Raw genomic sequence first — 20342 nt, 5'->3', positions numbered from 1 at the left:
TGCGGAAGGCACTTTTGGGATGATGGTAAGGGCGCTGATGCGGCGGTGAGAGTATTTTTCAGTACCTTTCTGCAGGGAGTAGACCTTTGACTCAGGAACGCTTGATCACGCTGGTTCAGCAGGTTGAAGCTCAGATCGAAGGTAGCAAGCTGAGTGACGACATCGATGACATCACTATGGAAATCAGCCGTCTTGAAAAGGAGTTCCCCGACGCAGTCCACGGGAGTCGCCTCATGGCCATGTTCACGCGGCTCGAAAACATGATTTTGGCCGATGAGGTCGAGGAAGATTGATGGGCCAAGGGACCTCCTGACCTGCGTTTCCAGGCCCATGGGCGCATAGCCGCCGCCCTGACGTTCCGGCGACAAACGAAAGCGGAAGAGCATCGCCCACCACTTCTGGTAGAGAGTGTGCCGAACTCTGGCACGCTTCTCGCGCGCGAGGGGGGCGAGGCGGAGCTGCCGGTTCCCAGCGATCAGTTGCGGAACCCTTCCCAGCGATGTCCGCGACTGGCCGCTTCCCGGTGGATGGGCCGGCGCTCCCTGTGGTAGAAATCCAAAGTAGCTAAAATTTATTCCCAATACGCCCATTGGTGCAGGATGCCGAACAACCACGACGTTTCCAGGCTGAGGGTGCTGGTCGGCTACCTCGGCGAACGTCATCAGTCGAACTGGTGGCCTTCCTCCTTCCTCGACCGCACGAGTGAGGCGTTCCTGACGCCGGTGTTCGGCCACGCGGTGGCCAACGCCCGCGTGGTCGGTGTGACCGAGGCGGCTCGCCGGGTCCATGACGAGGCCATCGGCGTGGGGCAGGCCTTTCACCTGTTCCGCTTGCCCGAAACACTGGAGCAGGAACTGCACCGCACCCTGGCCGCATCCAAAGATGCCGCCGCCGTCGAGTCGGCTGACGCGGCGTTGGAAGAGTTGAGAACGTTGTCGTCCGGCAAGGTCGCTGCGAAGCCGGGCCCGGTGCATGTCGGCCCTCTGGACATGCTTGCCGATGCGCGGTGGATCCCCGCCGTCGCCGGCCACTACCATGTTGCGTTCACCGCGGGCGTTCCGAGCTTCCCCTACTTCGCGGGCTGATCGTGGACGCCACATCGTTCTACACCCCCCGGCTCAGCGCCGGGCTCGGCCTCGTTCCCGAGACGGGACGGCTGCTGGAACTCTGGCAGCCGGGCATGACCCCGCCGGACCTCCTGAAGGCTGCCATGGACTCGGGTGCCTTTCCGTCGATGTCCGCCCGTCGGCTCCGGAACGTGGTGGCCGAGGCGTTCGCGCCGCGTTTCCTGACCGAGGACGGTGGTCCGGCACGATTCCTGAAAGCCCTGCAAGGACGGATCGCCGCTGCCGATTTCCGCCACCTGCTCCTCGTCTATACCTGCCGGGCAAACCCCGTTCTCGCGGACTTCATTCGCGACGTCTACTGGGCCCGTTACGCCGCCGGTTTGGACATCGTGCTGAAGGACGATGCGCACGCCTTCATCAGCCGCGCCGTCGCCGACGGAAGGACGCGGGCGCGCTGGTCCGATACGACCATTCTCCGCGTCTCCCAATACGTCCTGGGGGCCTGTGCCGACTTCGGCCTGGTCGGGCCCATGCGCGGCGCCGGACGCGTCATCCTGCCGTTCCGGATTACGCCCATCGTCGCCAGCTTCCTCGCCCACGACCTGCACTTCCGCGGTCTTGGCGACAACTCCGTGGTCCAGCATCCGGATTGGATGCTGTTCGGTCTGTACCCCGAGGACACGCTGGGGGAGATGAAGCGGCTTGCGATGAAGGGGCAATTCATCCTTCAGTCGGCAGGCGGCATGGCGCATATTGCCTGGAAGTTGAAAAGCATGGAGGAGCTGCCCGATGTCCTCGCTGCAGGCTGACTTCAGCGAGCTGCTGCGCCGCGTCGAAGCGGGGCGGGAGTTCGCGCACGCGAGCTTCGAGCCGATCTTCTATCTGGTGTTCGACCCGCGGGACATCCTGGAGGTCAAGCGCCAGACCCTGGCTTGGCTGGCACGGCTGAAAAACGAGGGCTGGGACGTTCACACCTTCTCCATCGCCGACCAGATCGCCGATATCCTCGGAGCCGCGCCCATGCGCAAGGTCTGGCTGGCCGGCGACCGGAAGGCGCCGCTGGACTGGAACCGAACCAATGGAGCATTGGCCAACGCCCTGACTTCTCAAGGGCAGCTCCAGTCCCGCCTGGAGGCGTTATTAGCCGGTCTGGAGGGCAAGACGAACACCATCGTGCTGGTGACCGACCTGGAGGCCCTGCATCCCTATTTGCGGATAGGCGCCATCGAGGCGCAGCTTCAAGGAAAGTTCCACGTCCCAACCGTCTTCCTCTATCCGGGCACGCGGACCGGCAAGACTCAGCTTCGCTTTCTTGGCTTCTACCCGGAAGACGGCAATTACCGCTCTGTTCACGTCGGCGGCTGATGGTGTCGGCGACCGACCAGTCTCAACGATAAAGACCAAGGGGAAACCCCTATGACCGCGATCCGCTCTCTTTTCGATCCCAGTCGGGATATCAACCGCTCAATCGAAAAGGTCATCACCTATCAGGCCTCTCAGGAGGAGCGGCTCCGGGCGGAGATCTCTGAGTATTGGGTGACCGATCGGATCGAGGAGCAGCTTGAAAAGCTTCTCGAAAAGATGCAGTTGGCCATGGATTCGGGGGGCGTCCATGAGATTGGCGTCTGGGTGTCCGGCTTCTACGGATCGGGTAAAAGCTCCTTCACCAAGTATCTCGGTCTTGCGTTCGACGGTCACCATTTGATCGATGGCCAGCCGTTTCTGAAGCACCTGCAGGACCGCGTTCACCGCGCGACTACAAAGGCGCTCTTGAGCGCCGTCGCCTCCCGCTATCCCGCGGCGGTCGTTATGCTGGACTTGGCCAGTGAGCAGATCGCCGGCGCCACGCTGGCCGAAGTGTCGACGGTTTTGTACTACAAGGTTCTCCAGTACGCTGGTTATTCACGCAACCTCAAGGTTGCGGCCCTTGAACGCAAGCTGAAGAAGGACGGCCGCTATGCCGAATTCGAGGCTTTGTTCCAGGCGGAAGTGGGCGTCCCTTGGAGGGACCTGCAGAACGACGAACTGGTCGCCGACGGGGTGCTGCCGGGTTTGGCCCACCGCATGTACCCGACGCTCTTCCGCACCGACCATGCCTTCACCACCACCGCTAGTGACGTCATCTATCTGACGAACGAACGTGCGAAGGAGATGATCGACCTTGTCCGCGACGTCTCGGGCAAGGACAATATCATTTTCGTCATCGATGAGGTTGGGCAGTACGTCGGCAGCAATCAGAATAAAATTCTCGACCTCGATGGCCTGGCGAAAAACCTCAAAGAGATCGGAGGCGGCAAGGTCTGGGTTATCGGCACCGCGCAGCAGACCCTGACCGAGGACGATCCCAGGATCGCCATCAACTCGCCGGAGTTGTTTAAGCTGAAGGACCGCTTCCCGATCACGGTCGAGCTGGAATCCAGTGACATCCGGGAGATCTGCTATCGGCGTCTGCTTGGCAAGTCACCGGAGGGCGAGCGCCTTCTGACCGAGCTGTTCAATCGACATGGGGCGCAGCTCCGCCACAACACCCGGCTGGTGGACGCCAAGAGCTACAGCTCAGCGCTCGACCGCGACGCCTTCGTCAACCTGTACCCGTTCCTGCCGGCTCACTTCGACATCTTGCTGCACCTGCTGGGCGCGCTGGCCAAGTCCACCGGCGGCATCGGCCTGCGGTCAGCGATCAAGGTGGTTCAGGACATCCTGGTGGAGGGGGCTGGTCAGAACAAGCCTGTGGTCGACCAGACCATCGGCTGGCTGGCGACGACCGTAACCTTGTTCGACTCGCTCGACCGCGACATCCTGCGCGCCTACCCGCAGATCCACCAGGCGGTCAAGAAGACGCTGGGACGGGTCGGCGAGGACGCGTTGAAGCAGGATGTCGCCAAGACCATCGCCATCCTCCAAATCCTCAACAACCTGCCGGCCAACGCCCAGAACGTGGCCAGCCTGATGCACCCGGACGTCGATGCCGATTCCATGACCGACCGGGTCAAGGCGGCCATCGACGAGATGCTGAAGGACCAGTTCGTCCCGCTGATGGAGAAGGACGGTAATCTGCGCTTCTTCAGCGAGAAGCTGAACGACATCGAGCAGGAGCGCGGGCAGATCAACGTCCGCACCCAGGAGTTCCGCCGCATCTTCAACACCGCGCTGCGCGAGGTGTTCGACCCGCTGCCAACGGTCAAGGTGCACGACTCGCTCTCCGTCACCTCCGGCATCCGTCATCTGATCGGCGGCCAGGCCATGGCGCTGGCGGGTGAGCGGGAGGCGATCCAGACCCTGGTGGCGTTTGCCGATGCTGCGGACTACGACGCCCAGCGCACACGACTGCTGGACGAGTCCCGCGAAAAGGCGAACGAGACCGCCATCTATCTGTTGGGCCGCACGGCGCCGGGCGCGTCCGACTTGGTGACCGACATCTACCGTTGCGAGCGGATCGCGGAACTGCACCGCAACGATCCGGACCAGGAAGTGCGGGAGTATTGCGCCAGCCAGACTGAGCGCGCCGCCAAGCTGATGGGGGAACTCGGCGGCGCTCTCGCCCGCAGCCTGTCGCAGGGATCCTTTCTGTTCCGCGGGCGCGCCACCGCGGTGGACAGCTTGGACCAGGACCTCAGCAAGGCGTCCCGGGCCCACTTGGCGGAGGCCGCGGCCAGAGTGTTTGACCGTTATCCCGAAGCACCAGTGCGTGTGGAGACGGCGCTGGCTGAAAAGTTCCTGCGCCAGCCGAACCTGCGCAGCATCACGTCCCAGCTCGATCCGCTGGGCTTGGTGGAACTCGGCAGCGCGCCGAAGGTCAGGACGTCCCACAAGGGCCTGGTCAGCATCCGCGACTTCATCGAGCGCACCGGGACCGTCGAAGGCAAGAGCCTGTTGGAGGCCTTCTCCGACCACCCCTTCGGCTGGTCCCAAGACACCCTGCGCTACATGGTGGCCGCTCTGCTCCTGGCGGCCGAGATCAAGCTGAAGGTCGCCGGGCGCGAGGTTACGGTGAATGGCCAGCAGGCGGTCGACGCCCTGAAGACCAACACCAGCTTCCGGTCGGTGGGCGTCTCCCTGCGTCACGACCGCCCGTCCATGGAGGCGCTGGCCAAGGCAGCCGAGCGTCTGACGGAGCTGTGCGGCGAACAGGTGCTGCCCCTGGAGGACGAAATCAGCAAGGCGGCACGCCAGAAGCTGCCGGACCTCCAGAACCGCCTGTCGCCGCTGTCGGAGCGCCTGAGCACGCTCGGCCTGCCAGGGGTCGATACCATGGACACGATCAACCAGCAGATCGCGTCCATGCTTCAGACAGACGCCTCCGACGCGCCCCTGCGCTTCGGCGCCGCCGAGTCCCCCCTGTTCGAGGGGCTGACCTGGGCCATTGCCGTCAAGAATGCCTTCGACCAGGGCCTGTCCAGCACGATCCGCAGCCTGCGGGAGATCGCCAAGGCGGTTGCCGAACTGCCCGGCACCGGCGTGCCGGGAGAGCTGCGCGACGATATCCGGGAAGACCTCGACCTTATCAGCCAACGGCTGGCGCAGAAGGACTTCCACAAGCACAAGGCCGATCTGCAGACCAAGCTGACCGTCCTGGAGGCCCGCATCGCCGAGGCGGTGCGCGCTATGGTGGCCGCCCAAAAGGAACGCCTGCGCGATGCCGAGCGGGACCTCCGCCTCCTGCCGGAATGGATTGAGTTCACCCAGGACGAGCAGGCCGGCATGCTGAACCGGCTGCAGGCCATGGCGATCACGGTCGACGAGGATCTGGCCGGCCTCAAGCGCCTGCTGTCCCAGCAGTTCGACATCGAAGGCACCATCGGCCAGCTCAAGGAGACGATCGTCCGCGACGGGCGTGACCGCCGGCGCGAGCGCGAACGGCCCCCTGCGCCGCTGCCCGGCGGGGGCGGTCTGGAGGAGGTCATGGTCAGACAGACCAAGGTGCTGGCGCTGCCGCGGCGCATCGCCACCACCGCCCAGCTCAACGCGCTGATCGACCAGCTCCAGGAGCTGCGGGCGGAGATCGGCTTCGCCGAGTTCGACGTGACCCTGACGGACTGAGCAGCCCCATGCCCTTCGACGACAGCACCCGCGGCCGTTTGCAAACCTTCGTCGGCGCCGCCCGCGACCTCCTGGCCGAGGAGTTCGCCTGGCAGCTCCAGCAGACCTACGGCATGGACCCCGCCTCGGGCGAGGTTGCCGGGCTCGACCGGCTGGGCCATCTGGACGACCAGCGGCTGGAGACCGCCCGCATCCTGCGCGAGATCCTGGACCACTACCTCGGCGCTGCGGCCAACCCCTCGGTCCAGGAACGCCGTCACGCGCTGGACCGTATCGTGCGCGAGCAGGCCTTCACCGTGCTGAACCGGCTGGCCGCCCTGCGCCTGATGGAGGCGCGCGGCATCCTGCTGGAGAGCGTCGCCCATGGCTACCAGTCCAAGGCCTTCCAGCTCTATCAGCGGGTCGCCGGATCGGCGTTGGGGGAGACGGGGGACGCCTACCGCGTCTTCCTGTTCAGCCTGTTCGACCTGTTCGCCGCCGACCTGCCGGCGCTGTTCGACCGCCATTCCCCCTTCGGCCGCCTGTTCCCGCGCGAGGCGACGTTTCTGCGCCTACTCGACCTGCTGAACGCCCCGGACCTGGAGCCCCTGTGGGGCGAGGACGAGACGATCGGCTGGATCTACCAGTATTTCAACTCGACCGAAGAGCGCCGGCGCATGCGCCGGGAGTCCGGCGCGCCGCGCAACAGCCGCGAACTGGCGGTGCGCAACCAGTTCTTCACCCCGCGTTATGTGGTGGAGTTCCTGGTGGACAACGCGCTGGCCCGCCAGTGGATCGACATGAGCGCCGGGCGCACGGCGCTCGCCGACCAGTGCCGCTTCCTCGTCCGCCGGCCCGACGAGGTGTTCCTGGGGCGGATGAGCGAGGAGGAGGGCAGCGCCACCGCCGCCATCGCCAACGCACTGATCGGCGGGGACTTCGACCGCCTGCCGGACTTCGGCGATCCCGAAACCGGCATCCAGGCGATGATCGACTTCGCCCATTGCGTGGACGCCTACCACCGCTTCCCTGACCAGGATCAGGTCTGGGGGGAGTATTTCCAGCGCCTGCAACCGATCCTGCGCGAACAGCGTTTCGTCGAGGCGACGACGCAGGAGCTGTGGGACGGCCTGTTCCTGGAATGCCGGTCGGACCGGGCCGGCGGCAACGGGGAGATTTACGGCGAGCGTTGGTTCCGCGCGACCTGCGAGGAGATCCTGCGGCGCCTGAGGGAGCCGAAGACCGCGCTGAATCGCTACCGGCCGCTGCGCGACCCGCGCACGCTCAAGCTGCTCGACCCAGCTTGCGGATCGATGCACTTCGGCCTCTACGCCTTCGACGTGTTCTTCCAGATCTACCGCGACGCCTGGGCCTGGGAGGAAGCGGACTGGCCTGGTTCAATCTACCGGGCGGAGGATACGCCTCCAGAGCTGAAGCCGCTGCGCGAGGTCTACGCTGACGAGGCGGACTTTCTGCGCGACCTGCCGCGCCTGATCCTGGAACACAACATCTATGGCGTCGACATCGACCCGCGGGCGGCGCAGATCGCCTCGCTGGCCCTGTGGCTGCGGGCGCAGCGCGCCTGGAATGACGCAGGCGTGCGGCGCGAAGCCCGGCCAGCCGTGGGCCGCGGCCATGTCGCCGCCGCCGTGGCGCCGCCGGCCGAACTGGACCTGCGCCGCGAGCTGATGGCGGGGATGGACGAGCTGGACGCCGATCTGTTCGAGCGCACCCTGCTGCTGCTGAAGGGCCTGCCGGAGCTAGGCGTGCTGCTGCGCGCCGAACGTGAGGTCCCGGCCCTGGTGCGCCGGGTGTTCGGCAGCCACGGGCCGATGTTCAAGGCCGAGGACGAGAGGCAGTGGCAAAAAGCGGAGGCGCGGCTGCGCGAAGCGCTGGCGGACTTCGCCCGCAACGCCGCCGCCACCTACCGCAACCGCCTGTTCGCCGAGGATGCACTGGAGGGGCTTCGCCTGATCGACCTCGTGGGTGAAAGCTTCGACGCGGCGGTGATGAATCCTCCATTCGGCGCGCTCAGTGTGGGGGTGAAGGAGGAATTAGGCAGAGCCTATCCGCGCTCGAAGAACGATCTACTGGCGATCTTCGTGGAACGCGGTCTGGAGCTTCTGCGCCCCGGCGGCCGGCTGGGTGCCATCACCTCGCGCACCGGATTCTTCCTGTCCAGCTACCAGAAATGGCGGGAAGAAGTAGTGCTGGGCATTGCCCGGCCCGAGGTCGTGGCCGATCTGGGCCATGGCGTGATGGACGACGCGATGGTGGAAGCCGCCGCCTATGTGCTGGAGAAACAGGCATGACGATCTTCCTGCGCCTACTCGCGGACAAAGACAAGGCAAATAACTTAAAAAAGGTCTGTGTAGCACTATGTAACGGTTCTGATGGTGACGGGATCTTCAACGTTAATCCAGAGTCATTTCGCGTCATACCAGGAGCGCCCTTTGCCTACTGGGTCAGCGAGCGGGTTCGCAATACATTTGGTAAGCTTCCGCCTTTTGATGGAAGCAAAAGAATTGCGCGAGTAACCAATCCAGCAGGAGACGATGGCCGTTATATTCGGGTAAACTGGGAAGTCCCGCCAGATCTCAATGGAACAAACCATAAATGGATGCCCTTCTCTAAAGGCGGGGCGTACAGCCCCTATTACTATGACGTGCATCTTGTGGTTCGCTGGGATAACGAACGGCAGACCTATCATGGCTTTATCGGCACCGAGCATAGGCCGCTGGAAAAGCCGGCATGTCTGGAGCATTTCTTCCGCCCCGGCCTTACCTGGCCGCGACGCACTACAAGCGGTTTAAGCCTTCGCGCCATGCCCCGTGGCTGCATCTTTGCCGACAAAGGCCCCGCCGCCTTCGTTGCGGACGATGCCCCTGAGGCATTGTTGGCCCTGTGTGCGCTGAGCAACAGTCGGGCTTTTGCCTTGTTGGTGTCGGTGCAGTTGGCGGCAGCTGATGCGGCGGCCCGGTCCTACGAAGTTGGCGTTATCCAGAAAACCCCCGTTCCCAACCTCACCCCTGACCAGCAAGCCGCGCTTGCCGCCCTGGCCCGTTGCATCTGGTCACGCAAACGCGCCCTTGATACCACCGAGGAAACCTCCCACGCTTTCCTGCTGCCCGCCGCCTTGCGCACTCGCCTTGGTGACTACAATCCCGCGGCCGCCACGGCCGAGTTAGTCCGCAGCCAAGCCGACATCGATGCCATTTCCTTCGGCCTCTACGGCTTTGCTGAAGCCGACCACGCCGCCGCGCTCACAGGCAATGAGGCGGGTGCCGCCGAAGCCAACGGAAGCGACGACGACAATGACGAGGATGGCGCCGCTGTCCCCGTCGAGACGACCGCCGGCCTGTTGTCTTGGTCTGCTGGCGTCGCATTCGGCCGCTTCGACATCCGTCTCGCCACTGGCGAGCGCGAGGCGCCGCCCGAGCCGGAGCCGTTCGATCCGCTGCCGGCGAAGAGCCCCGGCATGCTGCCGGACGGCGATCCGCCGTTCCACGCCAACGCCGGCATCCTGGTGGACGACGTCGGCCACCCGCACGACCTGCCTGACCTGATCGACCGCGTGCTCAACCGCGTCGGCCTGGAGGTCGCGGTGGACACCCGCGCGTGGCTGCGCCGGGAGTTCTTCCCGATGCACCTGCGGCAGTACAGCAAGAGCCGGCGCAAGGCGCCGATCTACTGGCCGCTGTCCACGGCGTCGGGTAGCTACACGCTGTGGCTCTACTACCCGGCGCTGACCGACCAGACGCTGTACACCGCCGCCAACGACTTCGTCGGTGCCAAGCTGGAGCGGCAGGTGGAGCCGGCGCTGCGGGCGCTGCGGCAGAAGACCGGCCGCTCGCGCGACGAGGAACGGGAACTGGAAGACCTCCAGACCCTGCACGACGAGTTGCGCGACCTGCGGGACGAGCTGCTGCGCCTCGCCCCGGCGTGGAAGCCCAACCACGACGATGGCGTGCAGATCACCGCCGCGCCGCTGTGGCGCCTGTTCCGCCACCGTTCCTGGCAGACCGTGCTGCGCGACACCTGGGAGAAGCTGGAGGCGGGCGACTACGACTGGGCGCACCTCGCCATAGTCTACTGGCCCGAGCGGGTGCGGGAGAAGTGCCAGACGGACAAGTCGCTCGCCATTGCGCACGATCTAGAACACCTTTACGAACCGCCACCCGATGCGCCGGCCACGGCGAAGGGCGGCCGCGGCCGCAAGAAGAAGGGCTGACCCCATGGGCATCCGCGAGTTCATCCGTGACGAGGTCTTCGCGATGCTCCTGGGTAAGCGCGGTGTCCTGGTCGTCTACGACCCGGACCGCCGCTACCGGGACCTCTGCCGGTCCATGGGCGGCGAGCGCGTCACCGTGGTGGACGCCAGCGAGAGCAGCATCGAGAGCCGCGAGGCGGCGCTTGCGGCGCTGCCGGCCGCGGCGCTGAACGGGCCCAGGCAGCGGGGGCTGCTGATCTACGTGCCCACCCGTCCGCCGGTGACCGACGAAGCGAAGCAGGCCGATCCCTTCGCCGCTTACGGCACCTTCGGCGCCACCTTTCCGGAGGGTGACGGGCACGCCTATCTCAGCCTCTGCCTGCGCGCCAAGCCCGACCATGCGGCCGAGATCCGCCGCCTGTTCGACCAGGACCCGTCGCCCGCGTTCGAGCTGATCGACAACGTCGGCGGCGGGCTGAAGTGGCCGACGCTGCGCACGCTGCTGGGTGTGGAATCGACGCGCGACATCCTGTTCGCGCTGCTGGTCCCCACGCCCGCCCAAGGGGAGGCGCTGAAGGGCAACGATGCGTGGGTGACGGAGGCCCGGGCGCTGCTCGACGCCGCCCTCGGCCTGAAGCTGAAGACCAAGGGCAAGACCTGGTCCAGCGTCGCGGAGGAGCTGTGGCGCTATCTGCTGTTCAGCGAGTTCCGCTTCGACCTGCCCGTGGAATCGCCAGCGGCCCTGGCCGGCGTGCCGCACGCGCCGGACGCCGCGCGGGCGATGGTGGAGGACCTGTGCGACGGCCTGCGCGGCACCGCCAAGCTGCGGCCCACCTATGTCGAGCGCGCCGAGGCGATCGAGCGGGAGCTGAACCTGCCGGCGCTCTGCGCCGGGGTCGAGGACCTGGGGGTGCGGGACACCTTCCCGTTCGAGGAGCGGTCGGTGCTGGCCGGCGCGGTGCGGGCCCTGCGCGAGGACCGGCTGGACGCGGTTCGTGCGATCGTCCGCCGGAACGAGGGCTCCGTCTGGTCCGACAAGGGGGAAAGCCGGGAACAGTGGGACCTATTGGCGGCGGCGCTCGCCCTGGTGGAAGCCTGTGACGACGCCGACCGCCAGCTTGGTGACCACGTCGGCGGCCTGAACCCGCTGATCGACTTCTACGTCGCCAACCTGCGCCGGGTCGACCAGCTGCAGCGCGAGTTCGAGCAGGCGGTCGGCGACCACGTCGCTCCCGATGAGACCATGGCCGCAGTGGTGGACCAGGCGCGCCGCCGCTATGCCACGCTGATGGGCAAGGTGCAGCCGGTCTTCACCAGCCATCTGGAGACGAGCGGCTGGCCGCCGACCGGTCGGCTGGCGAACGCCGACGTCTTCGATCGCCACGTCGCGCCACTGCTGAAGGAGAGCGGGCGCCGCGTCGCCTTCATCGTCGTCGACGCCTTGCGCTACGAACTGGGCGTGGCCCTGGTCGGCCAACTCGGTGACGGCGATGCCGCCGAGATCGTGCCGGCGTGCACCCAGATGCCGACCGTGACGCCGGTCGGCATGGCCAGCCTGCTGCCCGGCGCCGCGGCGGGGCTTTCGCTGGCCCGCGCGGACGGTGGGATCGTGCCCACGCTCGACGGCAAGCCCCTGCCCAGCGTGACCCAGCGCATGGACGTCCTGCGCGCCCGCTACGGCGACCGCTTCGCCGAGCATGTGCTGAAGGCCTATGTAAAGGGCAAGCCGGCGATCCCGGCGACGGTGTCGCTGCTCGTCCTGCGCGACACCGAGATCGACAGCCACCTGGAAAACAGCCCGGACACGACCCTCAGCCTGCTCCAGCAGATGCTGAAGCGCATCCGCGTTGCCGTCCGCCTGGTGAAGGACGCCGGCTTCAACGACGTGGTGGTCGCCACCGACCACGGCTTCTTCCTGAATGCCCAGGCAGAAGCCGGCGACGTCTGCGGCAAGCCGGCCGGCACCTGGATCACCCTGCACGACCGCAGCCTACTGGGCGAAGGGGCGGGGGACAGCGCCAACTTCGCGATTCCGGCGGAGCGGGTGGGCATCCGGGGCGACTTCCGCGTCTTCGCCGGGCCACGCAGCATGGCCCCGTATCGTCGCGGCCTGCTGTATTTCCACGGCGGCGCCTCGCTGCAGGAAGCCATCGTCCCGGTGCTGACGGTGAGGCTGAAGAAGGAGACGCAGCCGGACGTCGCCACCGCCACCATCACCTTGGGCTACCGCAGGGGGGCGCGCCGAATCACAACCCGCCTACCGGTGATCGAGATCGCGGTGGAGAGCACCGACATGTTCTCCCAGGCCGCGGAGTTCGAGATCCTGTTGGAAGCCCAGGACAGGAAGGGCAATGTGGTGGGCGAGGCCAAAGCGGGCGGCGCCGTCAACGCGGCGACCGGCACCATCACCCTACGGCCCGGTCAGAAGGAGCAGGTCACCCTGCGCATGGCGATGGAGTTCGAGGGCAAGTTCATCGTGAAGGCGCTCAACCCGACGACGCTGGCCACCTACACCACGCTGGAGCTGGAGACCGACTATGCCGTCTGACGTGGTGTCCGACGCTCTCGACCGGAAGCTGAACGAGGTTTTCGCCGGCAAAGTGGTGCGCAAGGACCTGCTGCACCGGATCAAGAAGGGCACCAACGTGCCCACCTTCGTGCTGGAGTTCCTGCTCGCCCGCTATTGCGCCAGCGACGAGCCGGCCGAGATCCAGGCCGGCATGGAAGCCGTGCTCGCCACCCTGCACGAAAACTACGTCCGCCCCGACGAGTCGAACGCGGCCCAGTCCCGCGTCGCCATGAAGGGTAAGCACAAGTTCATCGATAAGGTCCACGTGCGCTACGTGGAGAAGGAAAAGCGCCACTGGGCCTCGCTGGAGAACTTCGCGTCCCAGCGGATCGCCATCGGCGAGCGGTTCTACCGCGACAACGACCGGCTTCTGGAAGGCGGCATCTGGGCCGAGGTGACGATCGCCCACAACGACATCGACGCCGACAACTACGCCTTCTACGTGGAGGATCTGCGCCCGGTCCAGCTCAGCCGCTTCGACTTCGGCGGCTACGGCGAGGGCCGCCGGGAGTTCACCCGCGACGAATGGATGGACGTCGTTCTGCGCTCGGTCGGCCTGGAGCCGTCGAAGCTGTCCAAGCGAGTGAAGTTCCACTTCATCGCCCGGCTGGCGCCGTTGGTGGAGTCCAACTTCAACTTCATCGAGCTGGGGCCACGCGGCACCGGAAAGTCCTACTTCTTCAGCGAGTTTTCGCCCTACTCGACGCTCATCAGCGGCGGGCAGGCGACCAAGTCGGTGTTGTTCTACAACAACGCCCGCGGCAGGATCGGGCTGGTCGGCTTCTGGGACACGGTGGCCTTCGACGAGGTCGGCGGCATCAAGGTCAAGGACCCCGACACCATCCAGATCATGAAGGACTACATGGCGAACGGCCGCTTCTCCCGCGGGGTGGAGGTGATCGCCGACGCCAGCATGGCCTTCGTCGGCAACATCGACCAATCGGTGGAGCAGATCGTCAATTCCACCGAGTACGACCTGTTCCTGCCGCTGCCGCCGCAGTTCGACCTGGCGATCATGGACCGCTTCGCCTGCTATCTCCCCGGCTGGGAAATGCCGAAGAACAGCAGCGCCTTCCTGACCGACCAGTACGGGCTGATTACCGACTACCTGGCCGAGGCCTTCCACTACCAGCTCAAGCATAGCAATCGGTACGAGGAGGTCAGCAAGCGCCTGAGGCTCGGCCGCGCCGTGGAGGGGCGCGATGAGAAGGGCATCAAGAAGACGCTCTGCGCCTTCCTCAAGATCCTGCACCCCATCGACAGCCCGACCGACGCCGAGTTCGAGGAGTACACCGCCTATGCGGTCGAATGCCGGCGCCGCGTCAAGGAGCAGATGAACAAGCGCAAGCCGGACGACGAGTTCGCGCGCATCAACCTCTCCTACATCGCCGCCGACGGCCAGGAGGTCGTCGTCCACTGCCCCGAATCGAAGAACGCCCCGGCGACCCTGGAACCCATCCGCCGCCGCCTGACAAAGCTGGATGACACCACCGCCGAGGAGCCGATCGCCCCGCCGGCGGCTCCCCGCTCCGCGTCGGCCCCAGCCGCTCCGACCACGGCCGCCGATGAGGCCGAATCCGCCGCTCCCAAGCCGGCCGAACTCACCGAACAGCACTTCACCATCCAGTACGGCGACACCGGCCACACCTACGACTCGATCTTCGGCGCTTACCTCGTGGGCGGCCGTTCAGTGGTCATCGAAGACCCCTACATCCGGGCCCCGCACCAGATCGCCAACTTCCTCCGCTTCTGCGAGACGGTGGTCAGGGTCCCGACCATCCGCCGGATCCATCTGAAGACCGGCTACGACGACAAGACCGACATGGCAATGGTCAAAGAGCGCCTGTCGGAATTGAAACAGAGCCTGCTCGAGTACGACGTCGTCCTCGACATCGAGCTAAGCGAAACCATTCACGACCGTGAAATCCACATCGACAACGGGTGGGTCGTGAAGATCGGGCGCGGTTTGGACTTCTATCAGAAGCCGGATGGCTGGTTTAGCATTGGCGTCAATGACTTCAGCCTGAGGAAATGCTTGGAAACGAAGGTCGACATCTTCAGGTAATACCCATCCACAAGGATGTGTGCCGCAGTAAGCGGCCCTTCAATATGTCGTTGCGGTGTGGGGCTCCCACGCCGGAACGGGAGCCGCGCCACGCCGCGGTCTCGTCGTCTTCCGGCCTCCAGCGGCCGCGGCCGACGCCGGCGTAGGGGAGGGCCGGCGTGTTGCAGCGAGGCGAGCGGGGCAATGGAACGCCCCAACCCCGCTGGGGTCCGGCGATGCGGACGGAATTCGGGCGTCCGAGGTCGAGCATACGGGTGCGCATGTTGTGGCCACTGCTCCGCTGCCAAGCCATTCGGCCCTCCTGTGCAATCGTCTGGATGTGACAATCGCGTTGGCTCGGGGCGGTCTCGGCGGTGTCGATAAGCACAGCGTCGCTGCGCCCACCACCAAGGCCGCGGGATGGCGCTCGTAGACCGCCGCGTAGACCCCAGTGGCCGATTGGGTGTGGAACAGCCGCATCGCGAGCGTCACGTCGGCCTCCCCGTCCGTGGGACCGGCGGCGGCCTGCGGACCGCCGGTCCCACGGACGGGATCGGCGGCGCGTCCGTTCGCAAGGAGCAGCCGTCATGTCGGTCCGTTTCACCATCGCCCGCGCCCACCAGCTCACCGATTACCTCGACGAGGACGCCGTGCTGCAGGCCTCGCCGTTGCCCGTCGCCACGCCCACCGACGCCGCGGTCAACGACACGGTCGATGCCATCGTGCTCCATTGCCACCGCTGGGCGCGCCGCGGCCGTTCCGCGCGCCATCTGGACCACATTCAGGCCCTGCTCGAGGTATTGCGTCGGCACGCGTACACGCTTCAGATCGAGCTCCGGGATGCTTTCGAGCGCGATGTCGACGCGCTGATGACGCAGGGGGCCATTTGTGCCCATCCGACCCTGACCCGTCCGGTCGTCCACTTCAGTCCGACGCGCGTTGCGTTCAGCGGACCGTGAGAGCGCGCCAAACCGCGGGGACAGGTCCGACGGAGCCGCCCCTCGCCGGACTCCCGCATTTTCAAAAGGACAGGATCATGCCGAACACCGCACCCGTCCGCACGGTCGCGGCCGATGCGGCCGCGCCGCTGCCCCCGGCCGCGGTGCTGAGCGCCAACGCCCTGATCGGCCAGGGGATCGCCCGGCTCGTCGAACGCGCCGCGCTGGCCAGCGTCGTCGACATCTGTGAGTCTCTGTGGCGCCTCGACCACGCGGTCGGGCACGGCCTCGTGGTGCTGCACGCGCCGAGCGTTGACGCCGACACCCTGGTCGACGTCGCGCAGGCGCGGTCCCTCCGCAGCGCCCCGGTGGTCGCGGTCGTGATGCCGCCGGAGCAGGGCGGGAGCCTCGCCGCGGTGATCGCCGCCGGCGCCGACATCCTCCTCGCCGGCACCGAGACGCCGGAGGCGCTGCGCGCCGCCGTGGCGAGCGTGGGCGCGGGCTTCGGGGCGGTGTCGAGCGGCTTCACGCGGACGCATGCGCCGGCGCCGGTCGTGGTCGGCCACGAGCACGCGACGATCGCCCCGGCGTCCAGCCCCCTCGCGAGCCTCACCCCACAGCAGCGGACCATCGCCGCCCTGATCGCCGAGGGATTGCCGAACAAGGCGATCGCCAGACGGCTCCACATCAGCGAAGGAACGGTCAAGGTGCACACCACCGCGATCTTTCGTGGCACGAAGGTGCGGAGCCGCACCGAGCTGGCGTGCCGCCTGCTGCGCCCTGCTTCCCGGTGAGCCGGGCCGGAGGGAGCCGTTCCCTGAGGGCCGCCGCCCGGCCCTCCCGGCGCGTTGCGGCCACCAAGTCGTCGTCTCCGTGGATTGCGGTGTGGGGCTCCTACGCCGAAACGGGAGCCGCGCCACGCCGCGGCCTCGTCGTCTTCCGGCGTCCGGCGCCCGCGGCCGACTCCCGAGCGGGGGAGGGCACCTGTACGGCCGCTCCGTCGCCGCTCGGTGCCGGGCGGACGGCAACGTCGCGTTCGGCGGTGAGACGGACGACCATCCGTTCGGCGTCGATGCGCTTGGCCTGCTCGTCATCATGGGCCTGGCGCAGCCGCACCACTTCATCGACCGCCCCCTTGGCTCGGGCCGTCGCCTCCGAGGCGGTTTTCTCCGCGGCCACCCGGGCTTCCACCATTTCGTGATTGCGCCGACGCTCGTCTTCGCGCTGGCGGCGGGCCTCCGCCAAATCGGCGCCGAGGCGCTCGAGCGCGGCGGCATGCGCCCGCCCGGCCTCGGCGAGCCGGTCGCGCAGGGCATCGGCGTCCCGGCGGGCCGCGTCCCGCTCCGCCTCGGCCGCCTCGGCGCGCGCCGTCTGTTCGCCGACGCGGCGCTGCCGTTCGGTCAGCTCGCCCTCGAGCTGGTCCTCCCGCGCCTCCAGAGTCGCGGCCCGTGACCGGAGCGTCTCCAACTCGGCGGTGGCGGTCGCCAGCTCCTCGCGCAGACCGTCGGCGGCGGCCGCCATGTCGTCGGCGTTGCGCCGCTCGTCGGCCAGCTCGGCGCGGACCGCGGTGAGCTCCATGTCGCGCGTCGCGCTCTCGGCGGCGTGCAGGGCGGCCTGCGCCTGCATGCGCTCGCTCCACTGTCCGTCGCGTTCGCGCAGGGCCTCGGCCAGCCGCCCGTCGGCGGCCCGCCGCTCGACCGCCCGCTCGCGCTGGATGCGGGCGTCGACGCCCTTGGCGAGATCGACGATCAGCGCGCGCAATGCCTCGTCCTCGGTGGCGGGCGGGAGGACCTCGGCGATCACGGCCGCGTTGCCATCCTTCGGAGTCTCGGCACGCGGCGCCGCGCCGGGGGCGGCAGCCCAGGCGGCCCGCAGCACGCGGGCGACCGGGGTGATGTCCGTGAGGCTACCGCTGCCGAGGGCTTTCCGGATTTGGTCGTTCGTCGGCCTGGTGCCGCCGTGCTCGTGCACGTGCAGACGGAAAGCCGCGAGGATGCGGCGCTCGGCCGTGTGCGGATCGGCCTTGCCGCCGGCCGGCGTGCGGGCGATTTCGGCGCGGTCGTCCTCGATCTCCGCGTACGCCCGTCCCATGGCGATCGCCTCACGCAGATCACGCAGCCGCTCCACCATGCTCTCGACGTCCTTCGCCAGCGCTTCCGTATCCATGACCGCCGCTTCCTTCCGTACGCGTATCGCCATCATACGCGCGTATCGTAACGCGTTCAATGTGTATTCCGTATTTCTGTACCGTACATTGGTGTATTTCTTGATCGTACAGTGCGCGGATGGGGTTCGCGGCCGGCACCCTGCCCCGCTCCACGGCTCTGACAGGATCGGAAACTTGCCTTTCCGATCCTGCCGGGCTACCAAGCAAGACAGCGGTAGAAAGCACGCCCAGCACAGGACGAGGCGCGAACCCCGATCCATGGCACCGTCGACCGGACGGCTCCTGGTGTGATCGGCGTTTCGGCGGCCCGCGGCGCGCCCACGGCACGGGCGGGAGGATCGAGCGACGCCAATGGCGGCAGACCCCTCTTGGCGGCGCCGTCCGGAAGGCAGGGGGAGGTCATGGTGTCGGGATCGAGGGCCGGGGCGGACGAGCTCGTCGACCGGCACATCGCCGCCGGGAGCGAACGGTGGTCCCGGGCGTGGTTGCCAACCGGCGCGGTGACCAATCGGCCGCTGGCGACCCGAGCCGACCGTGCGGGCCCATATAGATCCATATAGATAAGGTGTGACCACCATGCCCCGATGCCGACGCGTCCCTGACGAGCACCGCCATCGCACCGCTGCCTGGACGGCGTGTCGAGTGGGGCCACGCCCTCCTGGGCTCCCCGGCCCTTCAGCTCCTCCTGCTGCGCATCCTTGCCGACGGGCCCCGGCGCAAGCCGCACTCGGGCTGCAACCGCTCTACCCCCGCAGCATCCGCGAGGTGGCCACACCGAACAAGGGTGCCAAAGCCCGAGGTTCGGAGACGGCGGACAGGATCCATCTGCTATTTTAAGTTGTATTCTTTCAGCTCCAGCGCTACCTTGCTGGCAAGACTCCCCCTCCCCTACTCACGGTGACGACGATGGACGACCGGACGCCCCCCCTCCCTGCCCTGCCCGCCTCCGGCGGCGCGCTCTCCGTTGAGCGGCGCAAGGAGACGCTGAAGGCGGCCGCGCTCAAGCTGCACGCGGCATCGCGGGCATCCTCGACGCTGTCGGCCTACAGGCGGGCGTGGGCCCTGTTCGACGCGTGGTGCGAGGAAATGGGCGAGACCGCCCTGCCCTGCGCCGTCGAGACGCTGGCGATGTACCTGGCCGAGTTGGCGGAACGCGGGCTGTCGCCGAGCCGGATCGGCGTCGTGCGGGCGGCGATCCGCTGGCGTCACCAGCAGGCCGGCCTGGCCGACGACGACCCGACTGGCCACGCGGCGATCGAGGAGCTGATGGCTGGCGTCCGGCGCAGCTACACGAGCACCGAGAATCCCGAACTCCGGCGCGCCCGCGAGGAGCGGCAGCGCACGCTGCTGGCCCGAGCCGCCGAACGCCACCGCGCCCGCGAGGAGATCGTCCAGGGGAAGCGCCCGGCGCCCAAAGCCCGCCGCTATCGGCCCGAAGAGGAGAAGCCACGGCGCACCGCGCCGCTCGGCCCCCGCCTGTCGTCCCAGCGTCGCGAGCTGCTCGGTCCGCTGCCGTCGCGCGGCGGCGCCGAGCGAGCGCCGTCCGATCTGGAGCGGCTGGTCGGCGCCATTCGCCTCGACGCCGACGCGGCCGCCGACTTGAAGCCGTGGGAACGCGAGGCCCTGGAGCTCACGCTCCTGCGCGACCGCGCCCTGTTGCTGCTCGGCTGGGCCGGCGCCTTTCGCCGCTCCGAGTTGGTCGGCATTGAGCGCCACCACCTCGAGATCGACCCCGCCGGACACGGCCTGACGGTGTTCCTGCCGACGAGCAAGGCCGACCAGTTCGGCAAGGGCGCGAGCGTGGCGATCTGGCGCGCCGACCGCCTGCCGGAGCTCTGCCCGGTACGCGCCGTCCAGGAGTGGCTGAACCGATCCGGCATCGGCATCGCGGGTGGCCCGGTCTTCCGCAAGATCGAGCGCAACGGCTCGCTGGCGCTGAAGGCCCTGCACGCGACCGCCGTGACCCGAATCGTCAAGACGTGGGCCGCCGCCGCCGGGCTGCCGGTGAGCGAGATCGGGCCGCACAGCCTGCGCAGCGGCTACATCACCACCAGCATGTACCACGACAAGAACCCGACCCGCGTCATGCAGCACTCCCGCCACGCCAGCTTCGACGCCTTCCGCAAGTACGCCCGCAAGGCCGACCTGTGGCGCCAGCATCCGTCCGAAGGCGTCTACTAGACTGACTGGGCGCCTTGCATCCGATGTACGAGACGTTGGTGCACAAAGCCCGGGCTGGTGGTGGTCGGGAGGGCGAGCGGGTATAGAGGCTGCCCGCTGAAGTCGAGCCGCTGATGCCGTACTAGGCCAATGAGCCCCGCCGCCATA

General features: G+C 67.3%; 13 protein-coding genes. 12 read left to right on the top strand and 1 reads right to left on the bottom strand.

Going from position 1 to position 20342, the window contains the following annotated elements:
* Positions 1 to 86 precede the first annotated feature (86 nt).
* The 11 genes from DS843_RS25265 to DS843_RS25215 all read left to right on the top strand — a co-directional run bounded on the left by DS843_RS25265 (position 87) and on the right by DS843_RS25215 (position 16641).
* The gene (locus tag DS843_RS25265) at positions 87 to 293 is read left to right on the top strand and encodes a hypothetical protein (protein WP_149471594.1); all 207 of its coding nucleotides are present in this window, start codon (positions 87 to 89) and stop codon (positions 291 to 293) included.
* 306 nt (positions 294 to 599) lie between these two features.
* A complete protein-coding gene (locus DS843_RS25260; RefSeq protein WP_149471593.1) occupies positions 600 to 1085 on the top strand; it encodes a BrxE family protein in 486 nt (161 codons plus the stop codon).
* Positions 1086 to 1087: 2 nt separating this feature from the next.
* Positions 1088 to 1876, top strand: coding sequence for a BrxA family protein (locus tag DS843_RS25255; RefSeq protein ID WP_149471592.1), 789 nt, complete (start codon positions 1088 to 1090; stop codon positions 1874 to 1876).
* Positions 1857 to 2432 carry a BREX protein BrxB domain-containing protein gene (locus DS843_RS25250; protein WP_149471591.1) on the top strand — a complete coding sequence of 192 codons (576 nt, stop codon included), beginning with the start codon at positions 1857 to 1859 and terminating at the stop codon, positions 2430 to 2432. The genes DS843_RS25255 and DS843_RS25250 overlap by 20 nt, the downstream gene beginning before the upstream one ends.
* Before the next feature lie 51 nt (positions 2433 to 2483).
* Positions 2484 to 6107 (top strand): BREX system P-loop protein BrxC, encoded by a 3624-nt coding sequence (gene brxC / locus DS843_RS25245; RefSeq protein WP_149471590.1) that lies wholly within the window; start codon positions 2484 to 2486, stop codon positions 6105 to 6107.
* A gap of 8 nt (positions 6108 to 6115) precedes the next feature.
* Positions 6116 to 8398, top strand: coding sequence for an Eco57I restriction-modification methylase domain-containing protein (locus tag DS843_RS31650; protein ID WP_208852317.1), 2283 nt, complete (start codon positions 6116 to 6118; stop codon positions 8396 to 8398).
* Positions 8395 to 10317, top strand: coding sequence for a BREX-1 system adenine-specific DNA-methyltransferase PglX (locus DS843_RS25235; RefSeq protein ID WP_208852316.1), 1923 nt, complete (start codon positions 8395 to 8397; stop codon positions 10315 to 10317). The genes DS843_RS31650 and DS843_RS25235 overlap by 4 nt, the downstream gene beginning before the upstream one ends.
* A gap of 4 nt (positions 10318 to 10321) precedes the next feature.
* Positions 10322 to 12844: a PglZ domain-containing protein gene (locus DS843_RS25230; protein ID WP_149471589.1), complete on the top strand. Its 2523-nt coding sequence runs from the start codon at positions 10322 to 10324 to the stop codon at positions 12842 to 12844.
* Positions 12834 to 14930, top strand: a complete 2097-nt coding sequence (gene brxL / locus DS843_RS25225; RefSeq protein WP_149471588.1) for a BREX system Lon protease-like protein BrxL — start codon at positions 12834 to 12836, stop codon at positions 14928 to 14930. The genes DS843_RS25230 and brxL overlap by 11 nt, the downstream gene beginning before the upstream one ends.
* Positions 14931 to 15496: 566 nt before the next feature.
* Complete coding sequence (locus DS843_RS25220) at positions 15497 to 15868, top strand: hypothetical protein (protein ID WP_149471587.1); 372 nt, start codon at positions 15497 to 15499, stop codon at positions 15866 to 15868.
* Between the two features lie 77 nt (positions 15869 to 15945).
* On the top strand, positions 15946 to 16641 hold the full coding sequence (locus DS843_RS25215) for a LuxR C-terminal-related transcriptional regulator (RefSeq protein ID WP_149471586.1): 696 nt from the start codon (positions 15946 to 15948) through the stop codon (positions 16639 to 16641).
* 100 nt (positions 16642 to 16741) lie between these two features.
* On the opposite strand, the gene DS843_RS25210 is transcribed toward DS843_RS25215, so the two are convergent.
* Positions 16742 to 18013 carry a coiled-coil domain-containing protein gene (locus tag DS843_RS25210; RefSeq protein ID WP_167525460.1) on the bottom strand — a complete coding sequence of 424 codons (1272 nt, stop codon included), beginning with the start codon at positions 18011 to 18013 and terminating at the stop codon, positions 16742 to 16744.
* A 1087-nt stretch (positions 18014 to 19100) separates the two neighbouring features.
* Here DS843_RS25210 and DS843_RS25205 point away from each other — a divergent pair.
* The gene (locus tag DS843_RS25205; protein WP_149471584.1) at positions 19101 to 20195 is read left to right on the top strand and encodes a site-specific integrase; all 1095 of its coding nucleotides are present in this window, start codon (positions 19101 to 19103) and stop codon (positions 20193 to 20195) included.
* Positions 20196 to 20342 lie beyond the last annotated feature (147 nt).

Origin of the sequence: Roseomonas genomospecies 6, assembly GCF_008365375.1 — a bacterium.
Lineage (GTDB): Bacteria > Pseudomonadota > Alphaproteobacteria > Azospirillales > Azospirillaceae > Azospirillum.
This window is presented reverse-complemented; position numbering and strand designations above follow the sequence as displayed.